Origin of the sequence: Frankia sp. QA3 (assembly GCF_000262465.1) — a bacterium.
GTDB lineage: Bacteria > Actinomycetota > Actinomycetes > Frankiales > Frankiaceae > Frankia.
This window is the reverse complement of sequence record NZ_CM001489.1, coordinates 4,604,815-4,622,069: the sequence shown is the minus strand read 5'-3', so window position 1 is coordinate 4,622,069 and position 17,255 is coordinate 4,604,815. Positions and strand designations below refer to the sequence as shown.

The following is a 17,255-nucleotide window of genomic DNA, read 5'->3' as shown; positions in this document are numbered from 1 at the left end:
GGGGCCCTATGCGCCGGCCTTCGCGCCGGCCTTCGCGCCGGCCTTCGCGCCGGCCTTCGCGCCGGCCTTCGCGCCGGCCGTGCGGGTTCGATCGGGTTTCCGGGCGTCGGCCGGCGGCGGGTGGCGCCGGGCCCAAGCCGTCGCGACGACGCTCGCCAGTAGCAGCCCGCTGATGACCGGACCGGCGCTGAACTCGGTGGGCGTGGGCTCCAACCCGGGCCAGGCCACCGCGAACAGCGCGAGGGAACCGGCTGCTCCGGTCCCGGTCGCGGCCAGCCGGTGCCGGCGCGCGATGGGCAGCCCGGCGAGCCCGGCCCCGCCGACGGCGTGCCCCAGCACGGCCGCGGCCAGCAGGATCCCGCCGACTGCCCAGACCGCCCAGCCGGGCAGCCACCCGAGTAGCTCCGTCTCACCGTCCCAGCGGTAGCGCTCGCCCGGCGTGCCGGTCGGGGCGCCGGGCCAGACCAGCAGGTGGACAAGCCCATAGCAGAGCAGGACCGATCCTGCGGCCGCACCGGCGACCCGGCGCGCGGCGTCGGCGAGGGCGGTGATGTCGCGCAACCGGGTGCGACTCACGGCGCCCGCCGATCCGGGACGACGGTGGGCGGGATCGCCCTGGACTCGACGGTCACCATGTCCGCCGCCGCGACGGCGCCGCCCGCCACCACCGGAACGCCGCCCGCCACCGCCGCGCCGCCCGCCGTGACGACGGTGTCGGCCGCCGCGGTGTCGTGCGGCTCGGTGGGGGCATCGGTGAGGGTGGTCGCGCCGGCTTCGGTCGCCGCCGCGAGCACAGCGGCGGCGAGCACCGGATCGAGCTCCGCCGGCACGGTCCGCAGGTCGAGCAGGCAGCAGCCCTGCTCGACGCGCCCGAGGACGGACGGTTCACCGCGGCGCAGCGGCGCCGCGATCATCGCGTCCAGCGCGACGGCGGCGCTGGGCAGTTCGGCGCCGACGCAGCCGAACCCACCCGCGCCGCAGGCCGCTCGCCCGGTAGCCTGATCCACTCCCGCGGCCCACCCGCGCTGGCATCCGCAGGCGTTCCCGTCCGACGTCGCGCCGGCGCCGCCGTCGACGAGCGCCCGGCTGGCCACGGCGGACGCCGCGATGCCGGCGCGGCGCAGCCAGGCCGCGAGCGTCTCGGCCCGGGCGGCGAGGCGCTCCGGCCGCGCGCGCAGGGCCTGCCGGACCGGCGAGTCGGGATGGCGCAGGGTTGCCTCCAGTGCGGCGAGGGTGAGCTTGCCGGCGCGCAGCGCTCGGGACATCGGATGGCGGCGCATCCGGTCGATCAGATCCGCCCGGCCGAGGAGCAGACCGCACTGCGGGCCGCCGAGCAGTTTGTCGCCGCTGGTCGTGACCACGCCGACCCCCCAGCCGAGCCAGCTCGTGACGTCGGGCTCGGTGGCGAGCAGCGGTTCGGGGTGGAGCAGGCCCGAGCCGCAGTCGCCGACGAGCGGAACCTCGAAGTCGGCGCAGAGGGCGGCGAGATCGCTGATGGTGGGGCTGTCGGTGAACCCGACCACCTGGTAGCTGGCCGTATGCACCCGCAGCACCAGGCCGGTGTCCGGACCGATGGCGTCCGCGTAGTCGCCGAGGGTGGTGCGGTTGGTCGTGCCGACCTCGCGCAGCCGCGCGCCCGTGGCGACCAGGAGCTCCGGCAGCCGGAAACCGTCGGTGGTCTCGAAGAGCTCCCCCCGGCTCACCACCACCTCGCGCCGCCCGGCGAGCGCGGCCACCGCGAGGGCGAGGCCCGCCGCGTTGTTGTTGACGACGTGCACGCCCGCCGCTGCCGGCACCGCCGTGGCCAGGGTGGCCAGGGCGGTGCGCCCTCGGCGGTCCCGGCGCCCGGTGCGCAGGTCGAGTTCGAGATCGGTGGTGCCGGCGGCCAGGTCCACGGCGGCGCGCGCGGCCGCCGACAGCGGGGCTCGGCCGAGCGCGCCGTGCAGGATCACCCCGGTTGCGTTGATCACTGGGCGCAGGCCGGTCGCTGTGCGGGCGAGCGCCATCGGCGCCGGCACCGGCCCGTCCCCGGCGCGGTACGAGGGGGGAACCGCGTCGTCCATCACTCCACGTGAAGTTAGTGCTTCTTTCCGGGATTTTCACGGAGGCCCCCACCGATGGATGGTGTCCTTTCGTGTTCCTGTGGCTCGTTCCACGGCAGGGGCGGATCGAGGTGAATGCCGGCGGTCCGTGCGGCCTGTACTCTCTCCCCCGAAGGGGAGTAGCCCCGCCGAGCGGCCCGTCTCCGGTGCGCACGGCCCGCGACGACCGACGTGTCCGTCGCCGGGCCGGCCGGGTGCGGCGTCCGAGCGGTCCGGTGCGTCGACATACTGGCGTCCGCTCATCGGCCCACTCCAGGGCCGGTCCGCGGGCACCCGGCGGCCGGGCCCGGCCCATGCGGCCGGGTGGGCGAGACCTTCGACACGGCAGTCATGCCGGGTCGAAGGCGTGTCCTGCTTCCGGCCCGGTCCCACGGAGAGGCCCCGGGCATTTGAGCATCACCGCAGCATTCATCACCTTCGGCGTGATCTTCCTGGCCGAGCTTCCCGACAAGACGATGGTCGCGAGCCTCGTGCTGGGCAGCCGCTTCCGGCCGCTGCACGTCTGGGCCGGAGTGGCACTCGCCTTCGTCGTGCACGTCACCGTGGCGGTGGCGGCCGGCAGCGCCTTCTCGCTGTTGCCACACCGGATCGTCGACGCGATCACGGCCGTGCTCTTCATCACCGGGGCCGTGCTCGTGCTGCGCGAGGGCCGCGAGAACGAGAACGAGGACGACCCGGACCGGGCCGACGCCGCGGCCGAGGCGTCCGCTTCCCCGCCGCCGGTGGCGGCGACGACGTTCTGGCGGGTGGCGGCCACCTCCTTCGGGGTCGTGTTCGTCGCGGAGCTCGGCGACCTGACGCAGATCTCGACGGCGAACCTCGCCGCCCGGTTCGACGCGCCGGTGGCGGTCTGGACCGGGGCGGTGCTGGCGCTGTGGACGGTGGCCGGGCTGGCCATCGCCGGTGGGCGCGGGCTGCTTCGCCTGATGCCCATCGCAGTGATCACCCGAATCGCCGCGGGCGCCTTCACGGTCCTGGCCGTCGTGTCGGCGATCGAGGCGGTGCGCGGCTAGGCCCCGCGCTCGCTCCGGTCACCGGGCCGGCTCCGCGGCAGTGGGCCAGCGCGGGTCGTCAGTGGCGAACACGAGGACGACGTCGGTGTCCGAGGTGAAGTCGACGAGCCGGGCCCGCGCCGGCAGCAGCGCCAGCGCGTGGCGCAGCTCCTCGGCCGCCGAGCCCTCCGCGACGCAGACGACGTGGTGCGAGCGGACGGCGGCCGTTGCGCCTGCGCCCCCGGCTGAGGCCCCGCCGCGGCGGTCGGCCGCGCCAGGGGGCAGCGCCGCGGCGCCGGCGGCCGCGGACAGCAGCTCCGCGAGCCGGTCCGCCTCGTCCGGCGTCAGCCGCAGGACGGCCGGGTCGCGTCCGGGCCGCTGGGCGGTCAGCACCACGCCGGGCGACGGCGGGGCGCCGGGCTGCGGTCCGACGGAGACGGCCGCGCCGTCCAACTGGCTGAGGAAGGTGACGACGTCGGGGGAAGCGGTGCCGCCAGGGGTCCGGGGCGGGTTGATGTCCATGGACTGACGCTCTCATCCGGCGACTCGTCATCCCATCCCGCGCGGCGGGGAGAAGACGGGAGGGAGCGTCCACGGGGGCAGACCGCGGCCGGGCGGGGTCGGTCACTGACCGTCGCGCGCCGCCGCCGGTGGGGCGGTGTCGATCCGGTGTGAGGAAAACCGCTTCCCGGTGGGAATCGGGCGGGTGTGGGAGTGGTGTGGTGGGGGTAGGTGGCCATCGTCGCGCTTGCCAGGGGCGCGGCGCGTAACGGGAAGCAGCCCGGCCGGCTTCTCGTGGCGCCGATGCCGTCCGGTCGTCAACGGAGCCATGGAACCCAGCGTTCGCGTCGAAGTGACCGGCCGTGAGGCCATCGTCGTGCACCCGGTCGGCGACATCGACTACTCGTCCTTGGACCCGTTGCGCGAGGCGCTGCTCGACGCGCGCGTCGCCGGAGTCAAGGACATCGTCGTCGACCTCGCGCAGGTGAGCTTCCTCGACTCCCAGGGGCTGGCGGTCATCCTGTTCGCCCACCAGCGTCAGCGTTCCGTCGGCGGCCGGCTGGCGTTGCGCAACCTCAACGAGGACGCCTACCGGCTGCTGCACGTCACCAACCTGAGCTCGGTCATCGAGGTCGACCACGGCGGCGCGGCCGCGGCGTCGGGCCTGGTAACCCGCCGCGGTGCATGACCGGCCTCAGCCCGTGGCCGGCCCGCGCCAGTGGTAGGACACGTCGCGCGTGTGGACGGTGAAGCTGAGGCCGGTATACATCCGCACGGCCCGGTCGTTGTCCTCGTCCACGTAGAGCAGCACCGCCGCGAGCCCCTCGGCGCGCAGATGGCGCAGCCCGATCAGGGTCAGGGCGCGCCCCAGCCCCGCGCCGCCCACGCCGGGCAGCACCCCCACCACGTACACCTCGCCGATCGGGCCGGGGCGGGTGCCCGGCGGCGGCGTCTCGTCCACCTCGTGGACCTTCGTCCAGTGGAAGCCGACCAACCGGCCGTCCCGTTCGGCGACGAAGAACCCACGCGGGTCGAACCATGGCTCGGCTCGCCGCCGGGCCAGGTCGTCGAGCGTCCAGCGACCCTGCTCGGGATGATCGGCGAAGGCGGCGGCGTTGACGGCCAGCCAGGCCTCGTCGTCGCGGCCCGGAACGAAGGCGCGGACGGTGACCCCGGGTGGCAGATGTGGCTCCGGCAGCTGCGGGCCGGCGGTCAGCGGGCGGCGAAGCTGGAACAGTACCCGGGTGCGGGCGAATCCGAGCCGGTCGGCCAGCGCGGCCGCGGGGGGGAGATCCCCGTGCGCCCACACGTCGAGCCGGGCCGGCGGGTCACCGAGCGCCTCGGTCAGCGCGGTGGCCAGGGCGCGGCCGATCCCCTGGCCGCGATGCCCCGGATGGACCACGATCTCGGCCTGGCGGCTGTCGATCGTGCCGCCGAGATGCGCATAGCCGATGATCGGGCGCCGGGCGCCCGGCGCCCCGACCGCGGCGGCAGGCACGGCGAGCAGGTGCCGGCCCACCCCGATCCGCAGGTCCGGACGCAGGGTCAGCCGGACGTCCTCGGACACCGGCCCGGTGCCGTCCGCCCGCTCGGCGGCGGCGAGCAGGCTCACGATGTCGTCCACGTCCGCGCCGTTCAGGACCGGCTGCCAGGTCAGGGAGGTGGTCACCGTATGACCGTATGGGCCCTGGGCCACGGCTGTCCCGTGATCCGTCGCCCCGACGCGACGATGCAGGGCGGGAGACGTGGACATCTCCCACCCGGCATCGTCAGGTCGGTTGCGCCGACGATCGGCGCCGCCCACCGGCTCCCCGCGGCCGGATGCCGACGCCGTGCGGTCCGGCATGCCGGTGCGGTGCCTGGCGGTGTCGCCCGCCGGCCCGCCCGGCGGCGCCTAGACCCGCTCGGGCGTGCGGGTGTCGTCCCGGTCGACGCGGGCGGTCGGCCCGGGGGTGTTCTCCGGCAGGGGCGCGATCGGCGGTGCCACGAACTTGTAGCCCACGTGCCGGACCGTGCCGATCATGGCCTCGTGCTCGGGGCCGAGCTTCGCCCGCAGCCGGCGGACGTGGACGTCCACGGTCCGGGTGCCGCCGTAGTAGTCGTAGCCCCACACCTCCTGGAGCAGCTGCGCCCGGGTGAAGACCCGGCCGGGGTGTTGCGCCAGGTACTTGAGCAGCTCGAACTCCTTGAAGGTGAGCTCGAGCGGGCGGCCCCGCAGCTTGGCCGAGTAGGTGGTCTCGTCGACCGACAGGTCGCCGGACCGGATGACACCGGCCTCGGCCGTGCCGCCGGCGGCAGCGACCCGACCGATGGCCAGTCGCAACCGGGCCTCGACCTCCGCGGGACCGGCGGAGTCGAGGACGACGTCGTCGACCCCCCAGTCCGCCGACACCGCGGCCAGGCCGCCCTCGGTCACCAATGCCAGCAGCGGCGTCGTGAGACCGGTCGTGCGCAGCAGTCGGCAAAGGCCACGAGCGATGACGAGTTCCCGGCGTCCGTCCACCACGATCACGTCCACGGGCGGAGCGTCCAACAGAGCACTCGCCTCCAGCGGGGCGACCCGTACCGTGTGGGTCAGCAGACCAAGGGACGGAAACGACTCGGCGGAGGGACCGGGGGCGTTGGTGAGCAAAAGGACGACGCTCAAGACGACTCCTCCAGGTGGTGTGTGGTGGGGCAGCGTCGACCCGGTGAGTAACTCGATGACCGGCCCTGGGCGTCTCACGACCGTCATGGGCATGAAACGAAGGCCGGTATGTGGGGAGGATAGCGGAGTGTCCTACTCGGCTCCTACCGTCTACGGGCTACTGCCTACCGCTGATTCTGAGATTCTGGCCACGAACCATGATCAAAGACGCGGGGTTGTGCACGGAGAGTCGCGGAAGCTGGCGGTCGTGATCGCCCATGGCTTCTCCTGTTCGATGGCGCATCCGGCGTTACGAAATGTGGCAGCTGCGTTACGGAATTATGCCGGAGTGCTGGTCATGGACCTGCGCGGCCATGGTCGTTCGAGTGGATCATGCACCTTCGGTGATCGCGAGGTGTTCGACGTCGATGCCGGCGTCGGCGAGGCTCGTCGGCTCGGCTACCAGCGCGTTATCACCATGGGCTGGTCGATGGGCGGGGCGGCGGTCCTCCGTCATGCCGGATTGGCCAAAAACGGTACGCTGAGTCACGACCTGCGCCTTCGCCATCCCCCGGATGCGGTCGTCAGTGTGAGCGCGACCAGCCGGTGGTTCGTCCGTGACACCGCGCCCATGCGGCGGATCCACTGGCTCGCCGAGCATCCCGCTGGCCGGATGGTGGCACGAGGTGCGTTACGAGTCCGTATCGACCCCCGCGCTTTCGTGCCAATTCCCGCCTCTCCGGTCGAGATCGTCGGCACCATTGCGCCGACGCCTTTACTGATCGTTCACGGGCATCGTGACCGGTATTTCACCCTGGAGCATCCGCGCGCGCTTGCTGCCGCCGCCGGAGAGACGGCCCAGATGTGGCTGGTACCCGAGTTCGGCCACGCCGAGGCCGGGCTGTCCCCGGGCCTGCTGGACCGCATCGGCGCGCACCTGGCGAACCTCGTGGCAGCCGGCGCCCGCGGTCCGGCGCAGGCCGCCTCGGCGCACCGCGGCGGCGCGGTGGTGGAGGCCCGGTGACGGCGGGCACCGGCCCGAGGCCGCCCGCGTCGGGTGTGCCGCCCGCGTCGGCCGCCCGGGTCACCGTCCGGTACTGGGCCGCCGCCCGCGACGCCGCGGGGGTGCGCGAGGAGACGATCGAGGCCAACACGCTCGCGGCCCTGTTCGCGGCCGTCGCGGCCCGCCACGGGGGGAACCTGCCCGCGCTGCTGCGGCGCTGCTCGTACCTGGTGGACGACCAGCCGGTGGGCCGGCGCGACCCGGCCGGGGTCGTCCTGCGCGACGGCGTGGTCGTGGAGGCCCTGCCGCCGTTCGCTGGCGGCTGAGAACCCGGGCGTTCCCGCCGTCCGTCCGTCCGTCCGACCTGGCCCGTGGCCGGTGCGGCGCCGGGGCCGCAGGGCGGGCATGACAGCATGACGTGCGTGAGCGCTGGCGATCCCGGGCTGTCCCGCGGCGTGCTGTCGGGGGAGACGGCCCCGTCGGCCGTCCCGCCGACCCGGCGGGTGCTGCTCGGCGCGCCCCTAGCGGCCCTGGTCGCCGCGGGCCTGGCCGTCGGCGCGGCCGCCCTCGCCACCTGGGTGCTGGCGGCCGTCCTGGCCGTCGAGCAGGTCGCGTTCGCGTGGGCCTGGAGCCGGGCGCTGCGTGCCTCGCCGGGCACGATCCCGCTCGTCGCGGCCTGGGCCGTGCTCGCCGACGTCGTCCTGCTGGTCTCCGACCGGCACGCCTACGGTTCGGCCGCCGGTGTCATCGGGGTGGCCGTCGCGGTCGTGGTGCTTTACCAGCTCGGCCTGCGCCGGGCCCTGACGCTGCGCGCTGCGGCCGCCCAGCCCGCTGCGGCGCCCCCGGCCAACGCCGGCGAAGCGGACTCGGCGGGCCGTCCGGACTCCGCCGCGCCTCCGGATCCCGCGGCCCGGGTGAGCGCCGAACTCGCCACCGCGCTGAGCGGGATCATCCTGGGCGCCCTGTTCGCGGGGTACCTCGCGCTGCGGGCCGGGCACGGCGCGCACCATCCGGCCGACCTGCTGGTGATCGCCGGCCTGCTGGGCGCCGGCAGCGCCGTCGTGGCGGCCCGGCTGCTCGGCTGGGCCGGCCTGGCGGCGGTGCCGGCCGACCTGCTCGGCGTGGTCGTCGCGGTGGCGGCGGGCGCGGTCTTCGGCGCGCTAGGACCCGACGACCTGACGCTGAACGCCGCGCTCGCGACGGCCGCGTCGGGCGCGGCCGTCGCGGCCCTGGTCGATCTGGTGCTGGCCCGCGCCCGCGAGGCCGGGTCGCCCGCCGCCGGGTCCGCCGCTGCCGCCGGGGGGCGATCGGACGGCGGGGCTGGCGCGGCGGAGCCGGTCGGGGACGCCACGGCGGCCCGGCTGGCCGCGGACGTCCTGCTCGCCGCGATCCTGCCGTTGGCCTGCGCGGCGCCGCTGGTCTACCTGGTCGGACGGCACCTTCCCGGATGAGCGGCCCGTCCGGCCGCGGCCTGCGCATCACGGCCGTGGTCGTGGTCGCCCTGCTGATCGTGCTCGCCGTCGTGGACCGGGTCGCCGCCCGGGTCGCCGCCGGCCAGATCGCCACGCAGACGCAGCGGACCGAGCACCTGCCGTCCCGCCCCACGGTGTCGCTCGGCGGTTTCCCGTTCCTCACCCAGGTCGTCGCCGGGAACTACCGGGACGTGCGGGTGGACGTCCGCGGTCACGTCGAGCAGGACGTCCGCGTGGACCGGGTGCACGCCGACCTCGCCGGGGTGCGGGTCCCCCTCGCAGACGTCGTCCGCGGCGAGGTGAGGCGGATACCGGTGGACCGGCTCGCCGCCCGGGTGGAGCTGACGTTCGCCGACGTCAACGCCTACCTGCGCGGCCAGGGATCGACCATCACGGTCAGCCCGGACGGGCAGGCGATCCGGGTCGCGGGATCCGTCGACGTTCTGGGGACGGCCTACCCCGTGTCCGGGACGGCGGACATCGGGGTCCAGCCCGCCGCCGTCACGTTCACCCCCCGTGAGCTGGCCGCATCGGTCGGCGTGATCCTGCCGCCCGCGCTGCGCCAGGCCGCCGCCGAGCTGCTCACGGTGCACGTGCCGGTCGCCGGCCTGCCGTTCAACATGCGGCTCACCTCGGCGACGGTCGCGGCCGATCGGATCGCCTTCGCCGCCGGCGGCCGCGACGTCGTGCTCGACGCCGACGCGGCCACCGCGGGGGGCTGATGTGACGGGCGCCGCGGGCTGGGTGGGACCGCCGAGGTGGGGGATCGCCGACGCCGACGGTGGCGGTGGCGGTGGCGGTGGCGGTGATTGTGGCGCGGTGGCGCCGGCCCGGGAAGAGCGGGCGCCGCTGGGATGCTGTAGGAGCTGTGACGGGAGTCTGGGTACTGGTCGGGGCCGTCGTCTTGGCGGTGGCGCTGGGCATGGTGATGCGCGCGCGGGACGGACGGTTCCGCCCGGCGCGGGGACGGGCGGTCGCCGCGCCCGGGAGGCCAGCCGGCGCGCAGGCGATCCCGGCGCCCGCCCGTGCGCGGGAAGCGCCGGCCTCCCCGCCGGGATCCGCCGCCGACGGCCCGTCGCCGAAAGGGTCGGTCATGGCCGTGGCTGAACCGTCCGGAGTCGCCGGACCATCCGGCGTGGTCGGGTCCTCCGGTGTGGTCGGGTCCTCCGGTGTGGTCGGGTCCGGTGAGGTGCCCGGATCCGGCCGTGCGTGGATCCCTGACGGTGGGTTGCGGGCCGAGTTCGCCGCGCTCGGGGAGGCGATGGGGGAGCGGGCGACACTGCTGCAGTTCTCCACGGCGTTCTGCGCGCCGTGCCGGTCGACGCGGCAGGTCCTGGCCGGGGTTGCCGCGCTGGTGCCCGGGGTACGCCACGTCGAGGTGGACGCCGAGGCGCATCTCGAGCTGGTCCGCCGGCTGGGTGTTCGGCGAACGCCCACAGTGCTGATCGTCGATGCCTTCGGCCGCGAGGTCAGGCGGGCCAGCGGCGCACCCCCGACGCGCAATGCCGTGTTCGCGACCCTGGCGGAGATCGTCCCCGTGGACGGGATCAAACGGGCAGATGGTGATTCTTCGGAACCATCGCCGGTGGGTTAGCACAGACGTGACTTTCGCTGCTACCGTGGCACGAACCATGTTCCAGACGCAGCTTGTGAAGCGCCGCGCGGTCGACCTGTGCCGCATGGGCAGCTGCTTGTGTCGTCTTTCCTGATCGCGGGTCGGCGTCCCTGATGTGATCGGTTACCCCGACGCATCGCTCCGCATCCGACCGGGTACTCGAGCCGGGAGTCAGGAGAAAGTCTCATGGTGGATCCTCGTGGCCTGCGGTTCACCGCTGCCATCACCTCCGTCGTGCTCGCCGCAGTGCTGGTCACGGGCAGTGGATGGCTGCTGCTCGCGCAGACCGCGGTGTTCGCGGTGGGAGCGGTGGCCGGCGTGCGGTACGCCCCCTACGGCCTGTTGTTCCGGGCGCTGATCCGGCCGCGCCTGGGGCCGCCCAAGACCACCGAGGACGCGGCTCCGCCCCGGTTCGCCCAGCTCGTCGGTGCGATCTTCGGTGCCGTGGGGGTCGCGGGGTTCCTCTCGGGCGTCTCCGCCCTCGGTTTCGTCGCCGCCGCGGCCGCCTTCATCGCGGCCTTCCTCAATGCGGCGTTCGAATTCTGTCTCGGGTGCCAGATGTATCTGTTCTTCCGTTCCATCACCGTGAGAGGAGCGCGCGCATGAGCCGCGAGAAGGCATTGGTCGACGCCGCGTGGGTCGAGGCGAACCGCAACGACCCCAAGGTTGTTCTGGTCGAGGTCGACGAGGACGTCTCCGCCTACGACAAGGGGCACATTCCGGCTGCCGTGCGGCTCGACTGGAAGTCCGAGCTGCAGGACCCGATCATCCGGGACTTCGTCAACAAGGAGCAGTTCGAGAAGCTGCTGTCCGGCAAGGGCATCGCGAACGACGACATCGTCGTTCTCTACGGCGGCAACAACAACTGGTTCGCGGCCTACGCGTACTGGTACTTCAGCCTGTACGGCCACGCGGACGTCCGGCTGCTCGACGGTGGCCGCAAGAAGTGGGAGCTCGACGGCCGTGAGCTGACCGCCGAGGTCACCCCGCGGCCTGCGACGACCTACACCGCCAAGGAGCCGCGTACCGACATCCGCGCGTTCCGCGAGGAGGTCGTCGCCGCGATCGGCGAGAAGGCGCTCGTCGACGTCCGTTCCCCCGACGAGTTCTCCGGCAAGCTGCTCGCGCCGGCGCACCTGCCGCAGGAGCAGTCCCAGCGGGCCGGTCACATCCCCACCGCGAAGAACATCCCGTGGGCGAAGACCGCGAACGAGGACGGCACCTTCCGGAGCAACGACGAACTGACCAAGCTCTACGACGAGGCCGGCGTCGACCTCTCGCGGGACATCATCGCCTACTGCCGCATCGGCGAGCGTTCGGCGCACACCTGGTTCGCCCTGCACGAGTTGCTCGACCTGCCGAACGTGAAGAACTATGACGGGTCGTGGACCGAGTACGGCTCGCTGGTGGGCGTGCCGATCGAGAAGGGTGCGTGAGACATGTGCGGCGCGACCCGCGGTGGACCGTCGGTGGAGGGAATTGACGTGGCCAAGGAGACCGTGATTCAGGGCGTCGTGGTGCAGGGCGGCGAACCGGTCTCGACCGGCTACGCCCGGCTGCTCGACGAGGGCGGCGACTTCACCGCCGAGGTTCCGCTGTCCGCGACCGGCCAGTTCCGCTTCTTCGCGCGGCCGGGGCAGTGGACCGTGCGGGCGCTGGTGCCCGGCGCGACCGGCGAGCAGAAGGTCTTCGCCCGCCAGGGCGAGCCGGTCGATACGCAGGTCGAGGTCGCGGCCTGACGGTCGCGGCCTGACAGCCGCGGCGACAATGGCGCGGCTGGCGCGGCAGAGGGGACAGCGGGCATCGTCCGCTGTCCCCTTTTTCAGGGTGCAGGGTTGGTGACGGCGGCCGGGCTGGTCCCGGGGCGCCGCGCGGCTACGGGCACCCGCGGGGCTACGGGCAGATGGCGCCGCCGCGCTCCGCGCCCGCGTGGACGGCGGCGGGCAGCACCGGGCGGGGGCCGCCCGGCGACCCCGTACCGGGCGGCACCGTCGTCGGCACCGCGAAGTGCATCGGACCCACCGAGAAGCAATGCAGCCCGTTGTCGTGGGCGAACGCGACCGCGGAGCCCCGATCGGGGAACGGCGCGATGATCCGGCGGACGGTTCGCTGCCCGGCGGCCGCGAACAGGACCACCGCGAAGAGTATGTCGGAGTCTGCCATCATGCGATCATGAAAGCGCATGCGATGGCCGGCGACATGCGTTTCGACGTGACCCGCTCGTGGTCTGTTGTTGCGCCTGCGGTGGCTTCTGCAACGGCTTTCGACGGGGCGCGAGCGCTGGGACACCCTGGGTCGACGTGACGGCCGTTTCGGTAGCCGTCGCCTCGCCAAGCCGTCGCCTCGCCAAGCCGTCGCCTCGCCAAGCCGTCGCCTCAGTAGACGAGAGCCTGGACTGCGTCCGCGAGCACCTCGTCGACGAACGCGGCGGCGCCGGCGATGCGGATGCCCGGGATGACGTCGTCCGGGCCGAACGAGCGCCGGGCGGCGCACTGGGTGCACACGGTGACCCGGCCGCCGGCGAGGATGCCGGCGAGGAGGTCCGGCAGCGGCGCGGCGTGCGGCAGATCGAACTCCGCCGCCCGTCCGGGCAGCGCGAACCAGGCGGATTCGCCGGTGAGCCAGACCGAGACGTCCGCCCCGGCGGCGACGGCGACCGCCGCCACCGTGAACGCCTGCGAGCAGCGCTCCGGCGCGTCCATCCCAGCGGTGACCTTGACGACGAGCGGACGGGTCATTGCCCCAGTCTGCCCCATCGGCGGCCCTCGGCGTGTCGCCGCGGCGCCCGCCCGCCTGACCGCGTTGGCCTGGCGCGGGGCTAGGCTGCGGAGCGTGCTGCACTACTTCTTCACCGGGCTACTGGTGGCGATGTCCGTCCTGATCGCCTGGTTCTCCGGCTATGTGGTCTACAAGCTGTACGAGGGGCAGCGCTGAGCGCCCGGGGCCGGTCGGCCGCCGGGCGGGCGCGGTCCGAGGCCACCACGACCAATACCGCCGATCTGCACCCCAGCCTGCTCCCGCTGGCCTTCCTCGTCGGCACCTGGCGCGGCGAGGGGGTGGGCGGCTACGAGGACCTCGAGGGCTTCCACTACGGCCAGGAGATCACCTTCGCCGCCGACGGCCGCCCGGCGCTGGGCTACGTCTCCCACACCTGGTGGGCGGACGAGCCGCGCGACGGCCGGGAGCCCGGCAGCCCGCTGGCCACCGAGACCGGCTTCTGGCGCGTCCAGCCCGGCGAGGACGGCAAGAAGGTCGTCGAGGTGACGCTCGCGCACCCGTTCGGCATCGCGGAGATCTACGTGGGCACGGTGACGGGAACCCGCATCGACCTCGACCACAACGTGCTGATCCGGACGGCGACCGCCCGCGACGTCACCCGCTCGGCGCGGCTCTACGGGCTGGTCGAGGGCGGGGACCTGGCCTACGCGATCGACATGGAGGCCGAGGGCAAGCCGTTGCAGTCGCACCTGTCGGCGCGCCTGCACCGCGTCACGGACTGACCGTTCAGGCGGGCTTCGCGGCGTTGCCGGCGTCGGCGGCGAGCTTCGCCCGCCACGCCTTCTCCCGCTCGATCGCCGCGGCGAACCCGAGGGCGATCGCCGGGTCGAAGTTGTCGTCCGCGTAGGTGCCGACGCAGCCGAGGATCCGGTCGATCTCCTCGGCGGTGACCGCGAGCAGCGGGATCTGCCCGGTCAGGAAGATGTCACCGACCCGGTCGATGGAGAAGTGCACGCCGTAGGTCTTCGCGTTGCGGCCGAGCAGGAAAGCGTAGGTGCCCGCCGCGTTCTCCGCCGGGGCGCGCATGAAGAACGCGTCGACCAGCAGGGTGTGGTCCTGCACGACGAGCCAGGTCATCGTGCGCAGCTTGTGCTCGCCCTCCAGGGTGACCAGGAACGAGCCCGCGTTGACGCGCTCGTAGGCGAGGCCGAGGTCGGTCAGGGTGTCGGCGATCAGGGTGTCGAGCCGCTCGCGCTCCGCCGTGTCGATGGGTGCCGTCATCGGGTCTGCGGCGTGGAGGCCCCGCCGTTCACGGCAGAGGGGAAACGCCGCTCCATCATGTTTGGCATTTTCGGTATCCATTCCCTGGAATCATGGCATGTCCCGCTTCCGGCTCTATCCGACTGTTGTACAGGCGGCATTGCTGGAGTCGCCTTGCGGGCATGCGCGGTACGTGTGGAATCTGGCCGTCGAACAGCAGTCGTGGTGGAGTCCCCGCCGCGGCCCGGCGCCCGACTATAACGAGCAGGCCCGGCAGTTGGCCGAGGACCGGAAAGAAAACCCGTGGCTGGCGGAGGGTTCGCAGACCGTCCAGCGGCGGGCACCGCGTGATTTCGCTATAGCTATGGCCGGTTTCTTGCGCGGCACCCACCGGAAACCCGGATTCCGCAAGCGCGGCAAGCGCGAGGGTTTCCGGATCGTGGGCAGGCGGGGCCACCAGTGGGATGCCCGGCAGGTCGGCCGCCGCTGGGCGCAGGTGAAGGTCCCGAACGTCGGTTGGGTGAGATTTCGCCCGTGCCGTACCGTGCCGAACGCGAGGTCGTATCGGATGACCCGGGACCGGACGGGTCGCTGGCAGGTGGCGTTCGCGGTGGTCCCCGAGCCGATCGGTGCCCCGGGCGCCGGCGGTGTCGTCGGCGTGGACCGTGGGGTGGCCCTGTCGGCCGCCCTGTCGACCGCCCTGTCGACCGGGGAGTTGCTGTCCTGTCCGGGATGGCGGCCGGGTGAGCGGGTTCGGCTGCGGCGGCTGCACCGCCGGCTCGCGAAGGCGAGACGCGGGTCGAAGCGGCGTGCCCGGCTCCGCGGCCGGATCGCCCGGGTGAAAGCCCGGGAGGTCGACCGGCGCAAGGACTGGGTGAAGAAGACCAGCACCGACCTTGCCCGCCGCTTCGACCTGATCCGTGTCGAGGATCTGCGGATCCGGAGCATGACCCGGTCGGCACGGGGCACGGTCGCCGAGCCGGGACGCGGCGTCCGGCGAAAAACCGGCCTGAACCGGGGCATCCTCGCCGCCGGCTGGGGGCTGCTGGTCGTCCGGTTGGAACGGAAAGCCCCCGGCCGGGTGGAGAAGGTCCCGGCCGCATACACCAGTCGGCGTTGCTCGGCCTGCGGGAACGTGGCCGCACAATCGCGTGAGAGCCAGGCGCGGTTCCGCTGCGTCGCCTGCGGGCACACGGCCAACGCCGACATCAACGCGGCCCGGAACATCGCGGCCGGACGGGCCGTGACCGCGCGGGGAGGCACCGGAACACCGGAGCCCGCGAACCGCGAACCTCACCATTCCACACCTCCCCCTGTCGATGAATGAAGTGTAGGAGTGGGAATCCCCCGCCTTCAGGCGAGGGCGGACGTCAAGGCCCGAGACCTCCCCGCTTGCGGCTGTGACGATGCTGGCTCCGGTGAAGATCCTCCCACCCGGCCGGTCACACGGCGACAGCCGCGGGGCTCAGCGCGTGCCGGTAGCTGTGCAGCACCCCGCGGGCTGTGGCCGACCAGCCGAAACCGGCTGCCCGGCCGACCGCGCCGGCCGCGAGCCGGGCCCGCGAGTGCGGCTGGCGCAGCAGTCGGTCCAGCGCGTCGGCGTAGCGGGCCGGGTCGCGGTCCGCGACGAGCAGGCCGGAGACCCCGTCGGCGACGGCGGTACGCAGGCCGCCGACCGCGGCGGCGACCACCGGCGTGCCGCAGGCCTGGGCCTCGAGCGCGACGAGGCCGAAGCTCTCGTTGTGGCTGGGGACCACGACGGCGGTGGCCGCCCGGTACCAGTGGGCGAGCTCGCGCTGGGGCGCCGGCGGCTGGAACCGGACGAGGTCGGAGATTCCCAGGTCCGCGGCGAGCTTAACCAGGGCGTCCGGCTGCTCCAGGCCGGAGCCGCTGGGCCCGCCGACGACGGCGACGGTCAGCCGCGAGCGGCGGGTCGGATCGCGGCGCAGCAACTCGGCGGCGGCATGCAGCAGCAGGTCCGGTGCCTTGAGCGGCTGGATCCGACCGACGAACAGCAGCAGGTCGCCGTCCGGGTCGAGGCCGAGGCGCGCCCGCGACTGCGCCGCATCGCCCGGCCGAAAGATCTCCAGGTCGACGCCCGGCGCGACGACGTCGACCTGGTCGGGGGCGGCGTCGTAGAGGTCGATGAGATGGTCGCGCTCGTCCGCGGTGGAGGCGATCAGCCGGGTGGAGCCGGCGATGACCTCCTGCTCGCCCAGCAGCCGGCCGGGCGGCTCGGGGCGGTCCCCGGCGGCCAGCGCACCGTTTTTGATCTTCGCCAGGGTGTGGGAGGTGTGCACGAACGGCACGCCCCACCGCCGGGCGACCGCGAGGGCGACCTGGCCGGACAGCCAGTAGTGCGAATGGATGACGTCGAACCAGCCCGGCTCGTGCCCCGCCTCGGTGCGCAGCACGTCCGCGGTGAACGCGCACAGCCAGGCCGGTAGGTCCTCGCGGTGGACCTCCTCGAACGGCCCGGCGTCGACGTGGCGCACCGTCACGCCCGGGGCCAGCTCCGCCGAGGTCGGCAGCTTGCTGCTCACCGCCCGGGTGAACACCTCGACCTCGACGCCGAGGGCCGCGAGCTGCCGCGAGAGCTCCACGACGTAGACGTTCAGCCCGCCGGCGTCACCGGTGCCCGGCTGCTCCATCGGCGAGGTGTGCATGGACAGCATCGCCACGCGCCGGGGCCGCGCGCCCCGGTCCGGCTCGGAGCGAGCCGTGGCACTGCTCCTGATCAACCGCACCGGGCACCTCCGCATCCATCCGTCTGGGTCGCCTGCCCGGCACGACCAACCCTGCACTGGACCGACACGACAACCACCGTTCTACCCGCCCCGTTGTCCGGTCAACTGTTCGCCCCCCTGTCCCGGCCGTCGCCGTATGCCGGAAAAGTTCCTGTCGCTGCTGGTCAGAGCGTTGCGTACGGGGAGGTCGCCGGGCCGGCGGTCACAAAGCTGTAAGGA

22 protein-coding genes are annotated in these 17,255 nt (G+C 73.5%); 13 read left to right on the top strand and 9 right to left on the bottom strand.

What is annotated here, in order from left to right; genetic code table 11:
- Window positions 1-6: 6 nt before the first annotated feature.
- Complete coding sequence (locus FRAQA3DRAFT_RS18995; RefSeq protein ID WP_009740672.1) at window positions 7-576, bottom strand: hypothetical protein; 570 nt, start codon at window positions 574-576, stop codon at window positions 7-9.
- Window positions 573-2,063 (bottom strand): L-seryl-tRNA(Sec) selenium transferase, encoded by a 1,491-nt coding sequence (selA, locus tag FRAQA3DRAFT_RS18990; protein WP_009740671.1) that lies wholly within the window; start codon window positions 2,061-2,063, stop codon window positions 573-575. The genes FRAQA3DRAFT_RS18995 and selA overlap by 4 nt, the downstream gene beginning before the upstream one ends.
- 428 nt (window positions 2,064-2,491) lie before the next feature.
- Here selA and FRAQA3DRAFT_RS18985 point away from each other — a divergent pair, with 428 nt between their 5' ends.
- Complete coding sequence (locus FRAQA3DRAFT_RS18985) at window positions 2,492-3,115, top strand: TMEM165/GDT1 family protein (protein ID WP_009740670.1); 624 nt, start codon at window positions 2,492-2,494, stop codon at window positions 3,113-3,115.
- Between the two features lie 18 nt (window positions 3,116-3,133).
- On the opposite strand, the gene FRAQA3DRAFT_RS18980 is transcribed toward FRAQA3DRAFT_RS18985, so the two are convergent.
- A complete protein-coding gene (locus FRAQA3DRAFT_RS18980; protein ID WP_009740669.1) occupies window positions 3,134-3,616 on the bottom strand; it encodes a hypothetical protein in 483 nt (160 codons plus the stop codon).
- Window positions 3,617-3,923: 307 nt separating this feature from the next.
- Between FRAQA3DRAFT_RS18980 and FRAQA3DRAFT_RS18975 the strand changes: the two genes are divergently transcribed.
- Window positions 3,924-4,283, top strand: a complete 360-nt coding sequence (locus tag FRAQA3DRAFT_RS18975; protein WP_009740668.1) for an STAS domain-containing protein — start codon at window positions 3,924-3,926, stop codon at window positions 4,281-4,283.
- A 6-nt stretch (window positions 4,284-4,289) separates the two neighbouring features.
- Here FRAQA3DRAFT_RS18975 and mshD read toward each other — a convergent pair whose 3' ends face one another.
- Complete coding sequence (gene mshD, locus FRAQA3DRAFT_RS18970; protein WP_009740667.1) at window positions 4,290-5,291, bottom strand: mycothiol synthase; 1,002 nt, start codon at window positions 5,289-5,291, stop codon at window positions 4,290-4,292.
- 198 nt (window positions 5,292-5,489) lie between these two features.
- On the bottom strand, window positions 5,490-6,242 hold the full coding sequence (locus tag FRAQA3DRAFT_RS18965; protein ID WP_009740666.1) for a response regulator transcription factor: 753 nt from the start codon (window positions 6,240-6,242) through the stop codon (window positions 5,490-5,492).
- Window positions 6,243-6,369: 127 nt separating this feature from the next.
- Between FRAQA3DRAFT_RS18965 and FRAQA3DRAFT_RS18960 the strand changes: the two genes are divergently transcribed.
- The 9 genes from FRAQA3DRAFT_RS18960 to FRAQA3DRAFT_RS18925 all read left to right on the top strand — a co-directional run bounded on the left by FRAQA3DRAFT_RS18960 (window position 6,370) and on the right by FRAQA3DRAFT_RS18925 (window position 12,050).
- The gene (locus FRAQA3DRAFT_RS18960; protein ID WP_009740665.1) at window positions 6,370-7,245 is read left to right on the top strand and encodes an alpha/beta hydrolase; all 876 of its coding nucleotides are present in this window, start codon (window positions 6,370-6,372) and stop codon (window positions 7,243-7,245) included.
- Entirely contained in the window at window positions 7,242-7,550 is a 309-nt protein-coding gene (locus FRAQA3DRAFT_RS18955; RefSeq protein ID WP_009740664.1) for a MoaD/ThiS family protein, read from the top strand. Before FRAQA3DRAFT_RS18960 ends, FRAQA3DRAFT_RS18955 begins: the two co-directional genes overlap by 4 nt.
- 87 nt (window positions 7,551-7,637) lie before the next feature.
- Window positions 7,638-8,675 carry a hypothetical protein gene (locus FRAQA3DRAFT_RS18950; protein WP_009740663.1) on the top strand — a complete coding sequence of 346 codons (1,038 nt, stop codon included), beginning with the start codon at window positions 7,638-7,640 and terminating at the stop codon, window positions 8,673-8,675.
- The gene (locus tag FRAQA3DRAFT_RS18945) at window positions 8,672-9,418 is read left to right on the top strand and encodes a DUF2993 domain-containing protein (protein ID WP_009740662.1); all 747 of its coding nucleotides are present in this window, start codon (window positions 8,672-8,674) and stop codon (window positions 9,416-9,418) included. Before FRAQA3DRAFT_RS18950 ends, FRAQA3DRAFT_RS18945 begins: the two co-directional genes overlap by 4 nt.
- Before the next feature lie 371 nt (window positions 9,419-9,789).
- Window positions 9,790-10,290: a thioredoxin family protein gene (locus FRAQA3DRAFT_RS33350; RefSeq protein ID WP_083873757.1), complete on the top strand. Its 501-nt coding sequence runs from the start codon at window positions 9,790-9,792 to the stop codon at window positions 10,288-10,290.
- Window positions 10,199-10,405, top strand: a complete 207-nt coding sequence (locus FRAQA3DRAFT_RS38835; RefSeq protein ID WP_369809369.1) for a putative leader peptide — start codon at window positions 10,199-10,201, stop codon at window positions 10,403-10,405. The genes FRAQA3DRAFT_RS33350 and FRAQA3DRAFT_RS38835 overlap by 92 nt, the downstream gene beginning before the upstream one ends.
- Window positions 10,406-10,497: 92 nt before the next feature.
- Window positions 10,498-10,917, top strand: coding sequence for a DUF4395 domain-containing protein (locus FRAQA3DRAFT_RS18935; protein ID WP_009740660.1), 420 nt, complete (start codon window positions 10,498-10,500; stop codon window positions 10,915-10,917).
- Window positions 10,914-11,747, top strand: coding sequence for a sulfurtransferase (locus FRAQA3DRAFT_RS18930; RefSeq protein ID WP_009740659.1), 834 nt, complete (start codon window positions 10,914-10,916; stop codon window positions 11,745-11,747). The genes FRAQA3DRAFT_RS18935 and FRAQA3DRAFT_RS18930 overlap by 4 nt, the downstream gene beginning before the upstream one ends.
- 3 nt (window positions 11,748-11,750) lie before the next feature.
- A complete protein-coding gene (locus FRAQA3DRAFT_RS18925) occupies window positions 11,751-12,050 on the top strand; it encodes a DUF1416 domain-containing protein (protein ID WP_009740658.1) in 300 nt (99 codons plus the stop codon).
- Window positions 12,051-12,204: 154 nt separating this feature from the next.
- Here the strand turns inward: FRAQA3DRAFT_RS18925 and FRAQA3DRAFT_RS18920 are convergent, their stop codons facing one another.
- Both FRAQA3DRAFT_RS18920 and FRAQA3DRAFT_RS18915 read right to left on the bottom strand, forming a co-directional pair.
- Window positions 12,205-12,477 (bottom strand): hypothetical protein, encoded by a 273-nt coding sequence (locus tag FRAQA3DRAFT_RS18920; RefSeq protein ID WP_009740657.1) that lies wholly within the window; start codon window positions 12,475-12,477, stop codon window positions 12,205-12,207.
- Window positions 12,478-12,686: 209 nt separating this feature from the next.
- Window positions 12,687-13,049, bottom strand: coding sequence for a DsrE family protein (locus tag FRAQA3DRAFT_RS18915; RefSeq protein ID WP_035921151.1), 363 nt, complete (start codon window positions 13,047-13,049; stop codon window positions 12,687-12,689).
- Between the two features lie 192 nt (window positions 13,050-13,241).
- Between FRAQA3DRAFT_RS18915 and FRAQA3DRAFT_RS18910 the strand changes: the two genes are divergently transcribed.
- Window positions 13,242-13,811 carry an FABP family protein gene (locus FRAQA3DRAFT_RS18910; RefSeq protein ID WP_009740654.1) on the top strand — a complete coding sequence of 190 codons (570 nt, stop codon included), beginning with the start codon at window positions 13,242-13,244 and terminating at the stop codon, window positions 13,809-13,811.
- Between the two features lie 4 nt (window positions 13,812-13,815).
- On the opposite strand, the gene FRAQA3DRAFT_RS18905 is transcribed toward FRAQA3DRAFT_RS18910, so the two are convergent.
- Window positions 13,816-14,310, bottom strand: a complete 495-nt coding sequence (locus tag FRAQA3DRAFT_RS18905; RefSeq protein ID WP_009740653.1) for a YbjN domain-containing protein — start codon at window positions 14,308-14,310, stop codon at window positions 13,816-13,818.
- Window positions 14,311-14,407: 97 nt separating this feature from the next.
- On the opposite strand from FRAQA3DRAFT_RS18905, the gene FRAQA3DRAFT_RS18900 reads away from it, so the two are divergent.
- Window positions 14,408-15,616 carry an RNA-guided endonuclease TnpB family protein gene (locus FRAQA3DRAFT_RS18900; RefSeq protein ID WP_009740652.1) on the top strand — a complete coding sequence of 403 codons (1,209 nt, stop codon included), beginning with the start codon at window positions 14,408-14,410 and terminating at the stop codon, window positions 15,614-15,616.
- Window positions 15,617-15,731: 115 nt separating this feature from the next.
- On the opposite strand, the gene mshA is transcribed toward FRAQA3DRAFT_RS18900, so the two are convergent.
- Window positions 15,732-16,955 (bottom strand): D-inositol-3-phosphate glycosyltransferase, encoded by a 1,224-nt coding sequence (gene mshA, locus FRAQA3DRAFT_RS18895; protein WP_232291658.1) that lies wholly within the window; start codon window positions 16,953-16,955, stop codon window positions 15,732-15,734.
- Window positions 16,956-17,255 lie beyond the last annotated feature (300 nt).

What these genes read in the sequence shown, in the direction of transcription:
- FRAQA3DRAFT_RS18930 (WP_009740659.1), top strand. Translation starts at nt 10,914, where the DNA reads ATGAGCCGCGAGAAGGCATTGGTCGACGCCGCGTGGGTCGAGGCGAAC.
- FRAQA3DRAFT_RS18905 (WP_009740653.1), bottom strand. Translation starts at nt 14,310, where the DNA reads ATGACGGCACCCATCGACACGGCGGAGCGCGAGCGGCTCGACACCCTG.
- FRAQA3DRAFT_RS38835 (WP_369809369.1), top strand. Translation starts at nt 10,199, where the DNA reads ATGCCGTGTTCGCGACCCTGGCGGAGATCGTCCCCGTGGACGGGATCA.
- FRAQA3DRAFT_RS18950 (WP_009740663.1), top strand. Translation starts at nt 7,638, where the DNA reads ATGACGTGCGTGAGCGCTGGCGATCCCGGGCTGTCCCGCGGCGTGCTG.
- FRAQA3DRAFT_RS18935 (WP_009740660.1), top strand. Translation starts at nt 10,498, where the DNA reads ATGGTGGATCCTCGTGGCCTGCGGTTCACCGCTGCCATCACCTCCGTC.
- FRAQA3DRAFT_RS18915 (WP_035921151.1), bottom strand. Translation starts at nt 13,049, where the DNA reads ATGACCCGTCCGCTCGTCGTCAAGGTCACCGCTGGGATGGACGCGCCG.
- selA (WP_009740671.1), bottom strand. Translation starts at nt 2,063, where the DNA reads ATGGACGACGCGGTTCCCCCCTCGTACCGCGCCGGGGACGGGCCGGTG.
- FRAQA3DRAFT_RS18900 (WP_009740652.1), top strand. Translation starts at nt 14,408, where the DNA reads ATGTCCCGCTTCCGGCTCTATCCGACTGTTGTACAGGCGGCATTGCTG.
- FRAQA3DRAFT_RS18925 (WP_009740658.1), top strand. Translation starts at nt 11,751, where the DNA reads ATGTGCGGCGCGACCCGCGGTGGACCGTCGGTGGAGGGAATTGACGTG.
- FRAQA3DRAFT_RS18980 (WP_009740669.1), bottom strand. Translation starts at nt 3,616, where the DNA reads ATGGACATCAACCCGCCCCGGACCCCTGGCGGCACCGCTTCCCCCGAC.
- FRAQA3DRAFT_RS18945 (WP_009740662.1), top strand. Translation starts at nt 8,672, where the DNA reads ATGAGCGGCCCGTCCGGCCGCGGCCTGCGCATCACGGCCGTGGTCGTG.
- FRAQA3DRAFT_RS33350 (WP_083873757.1), top strand. Translation starts at nt 9,790, where the DNA reads ATGGCCGTGGCTGAACCGTCCGGAGTCGCCGGACCATCCGGCGTGGTC.
- FRAQA3DRAFT_RS18920 (WP_009740657.1), bottom strand. Translation starts at nt 12,477, where the DNA reads ATGATGGCAGACTCCGACATACTCTTCGCGGTGGTCCTGTTCGCGGCC.
- mshA (WP_232291658.1), bottom strand. Translation starts at nt 16,955, where the DNA reads ATGCACACCTCGCCGATGGAGCAGCCGGGCACCGGTGACGCCGGCGGG.
- FRAQA3DRAFT_RS18975 (WP_009740668.1), top strand. Translation starts at nt 3,924, where the DNA reads ATGGAACCCAGCGTTCGCGTCGAAGTGACCGGCCGTGAGGCCATCGTC.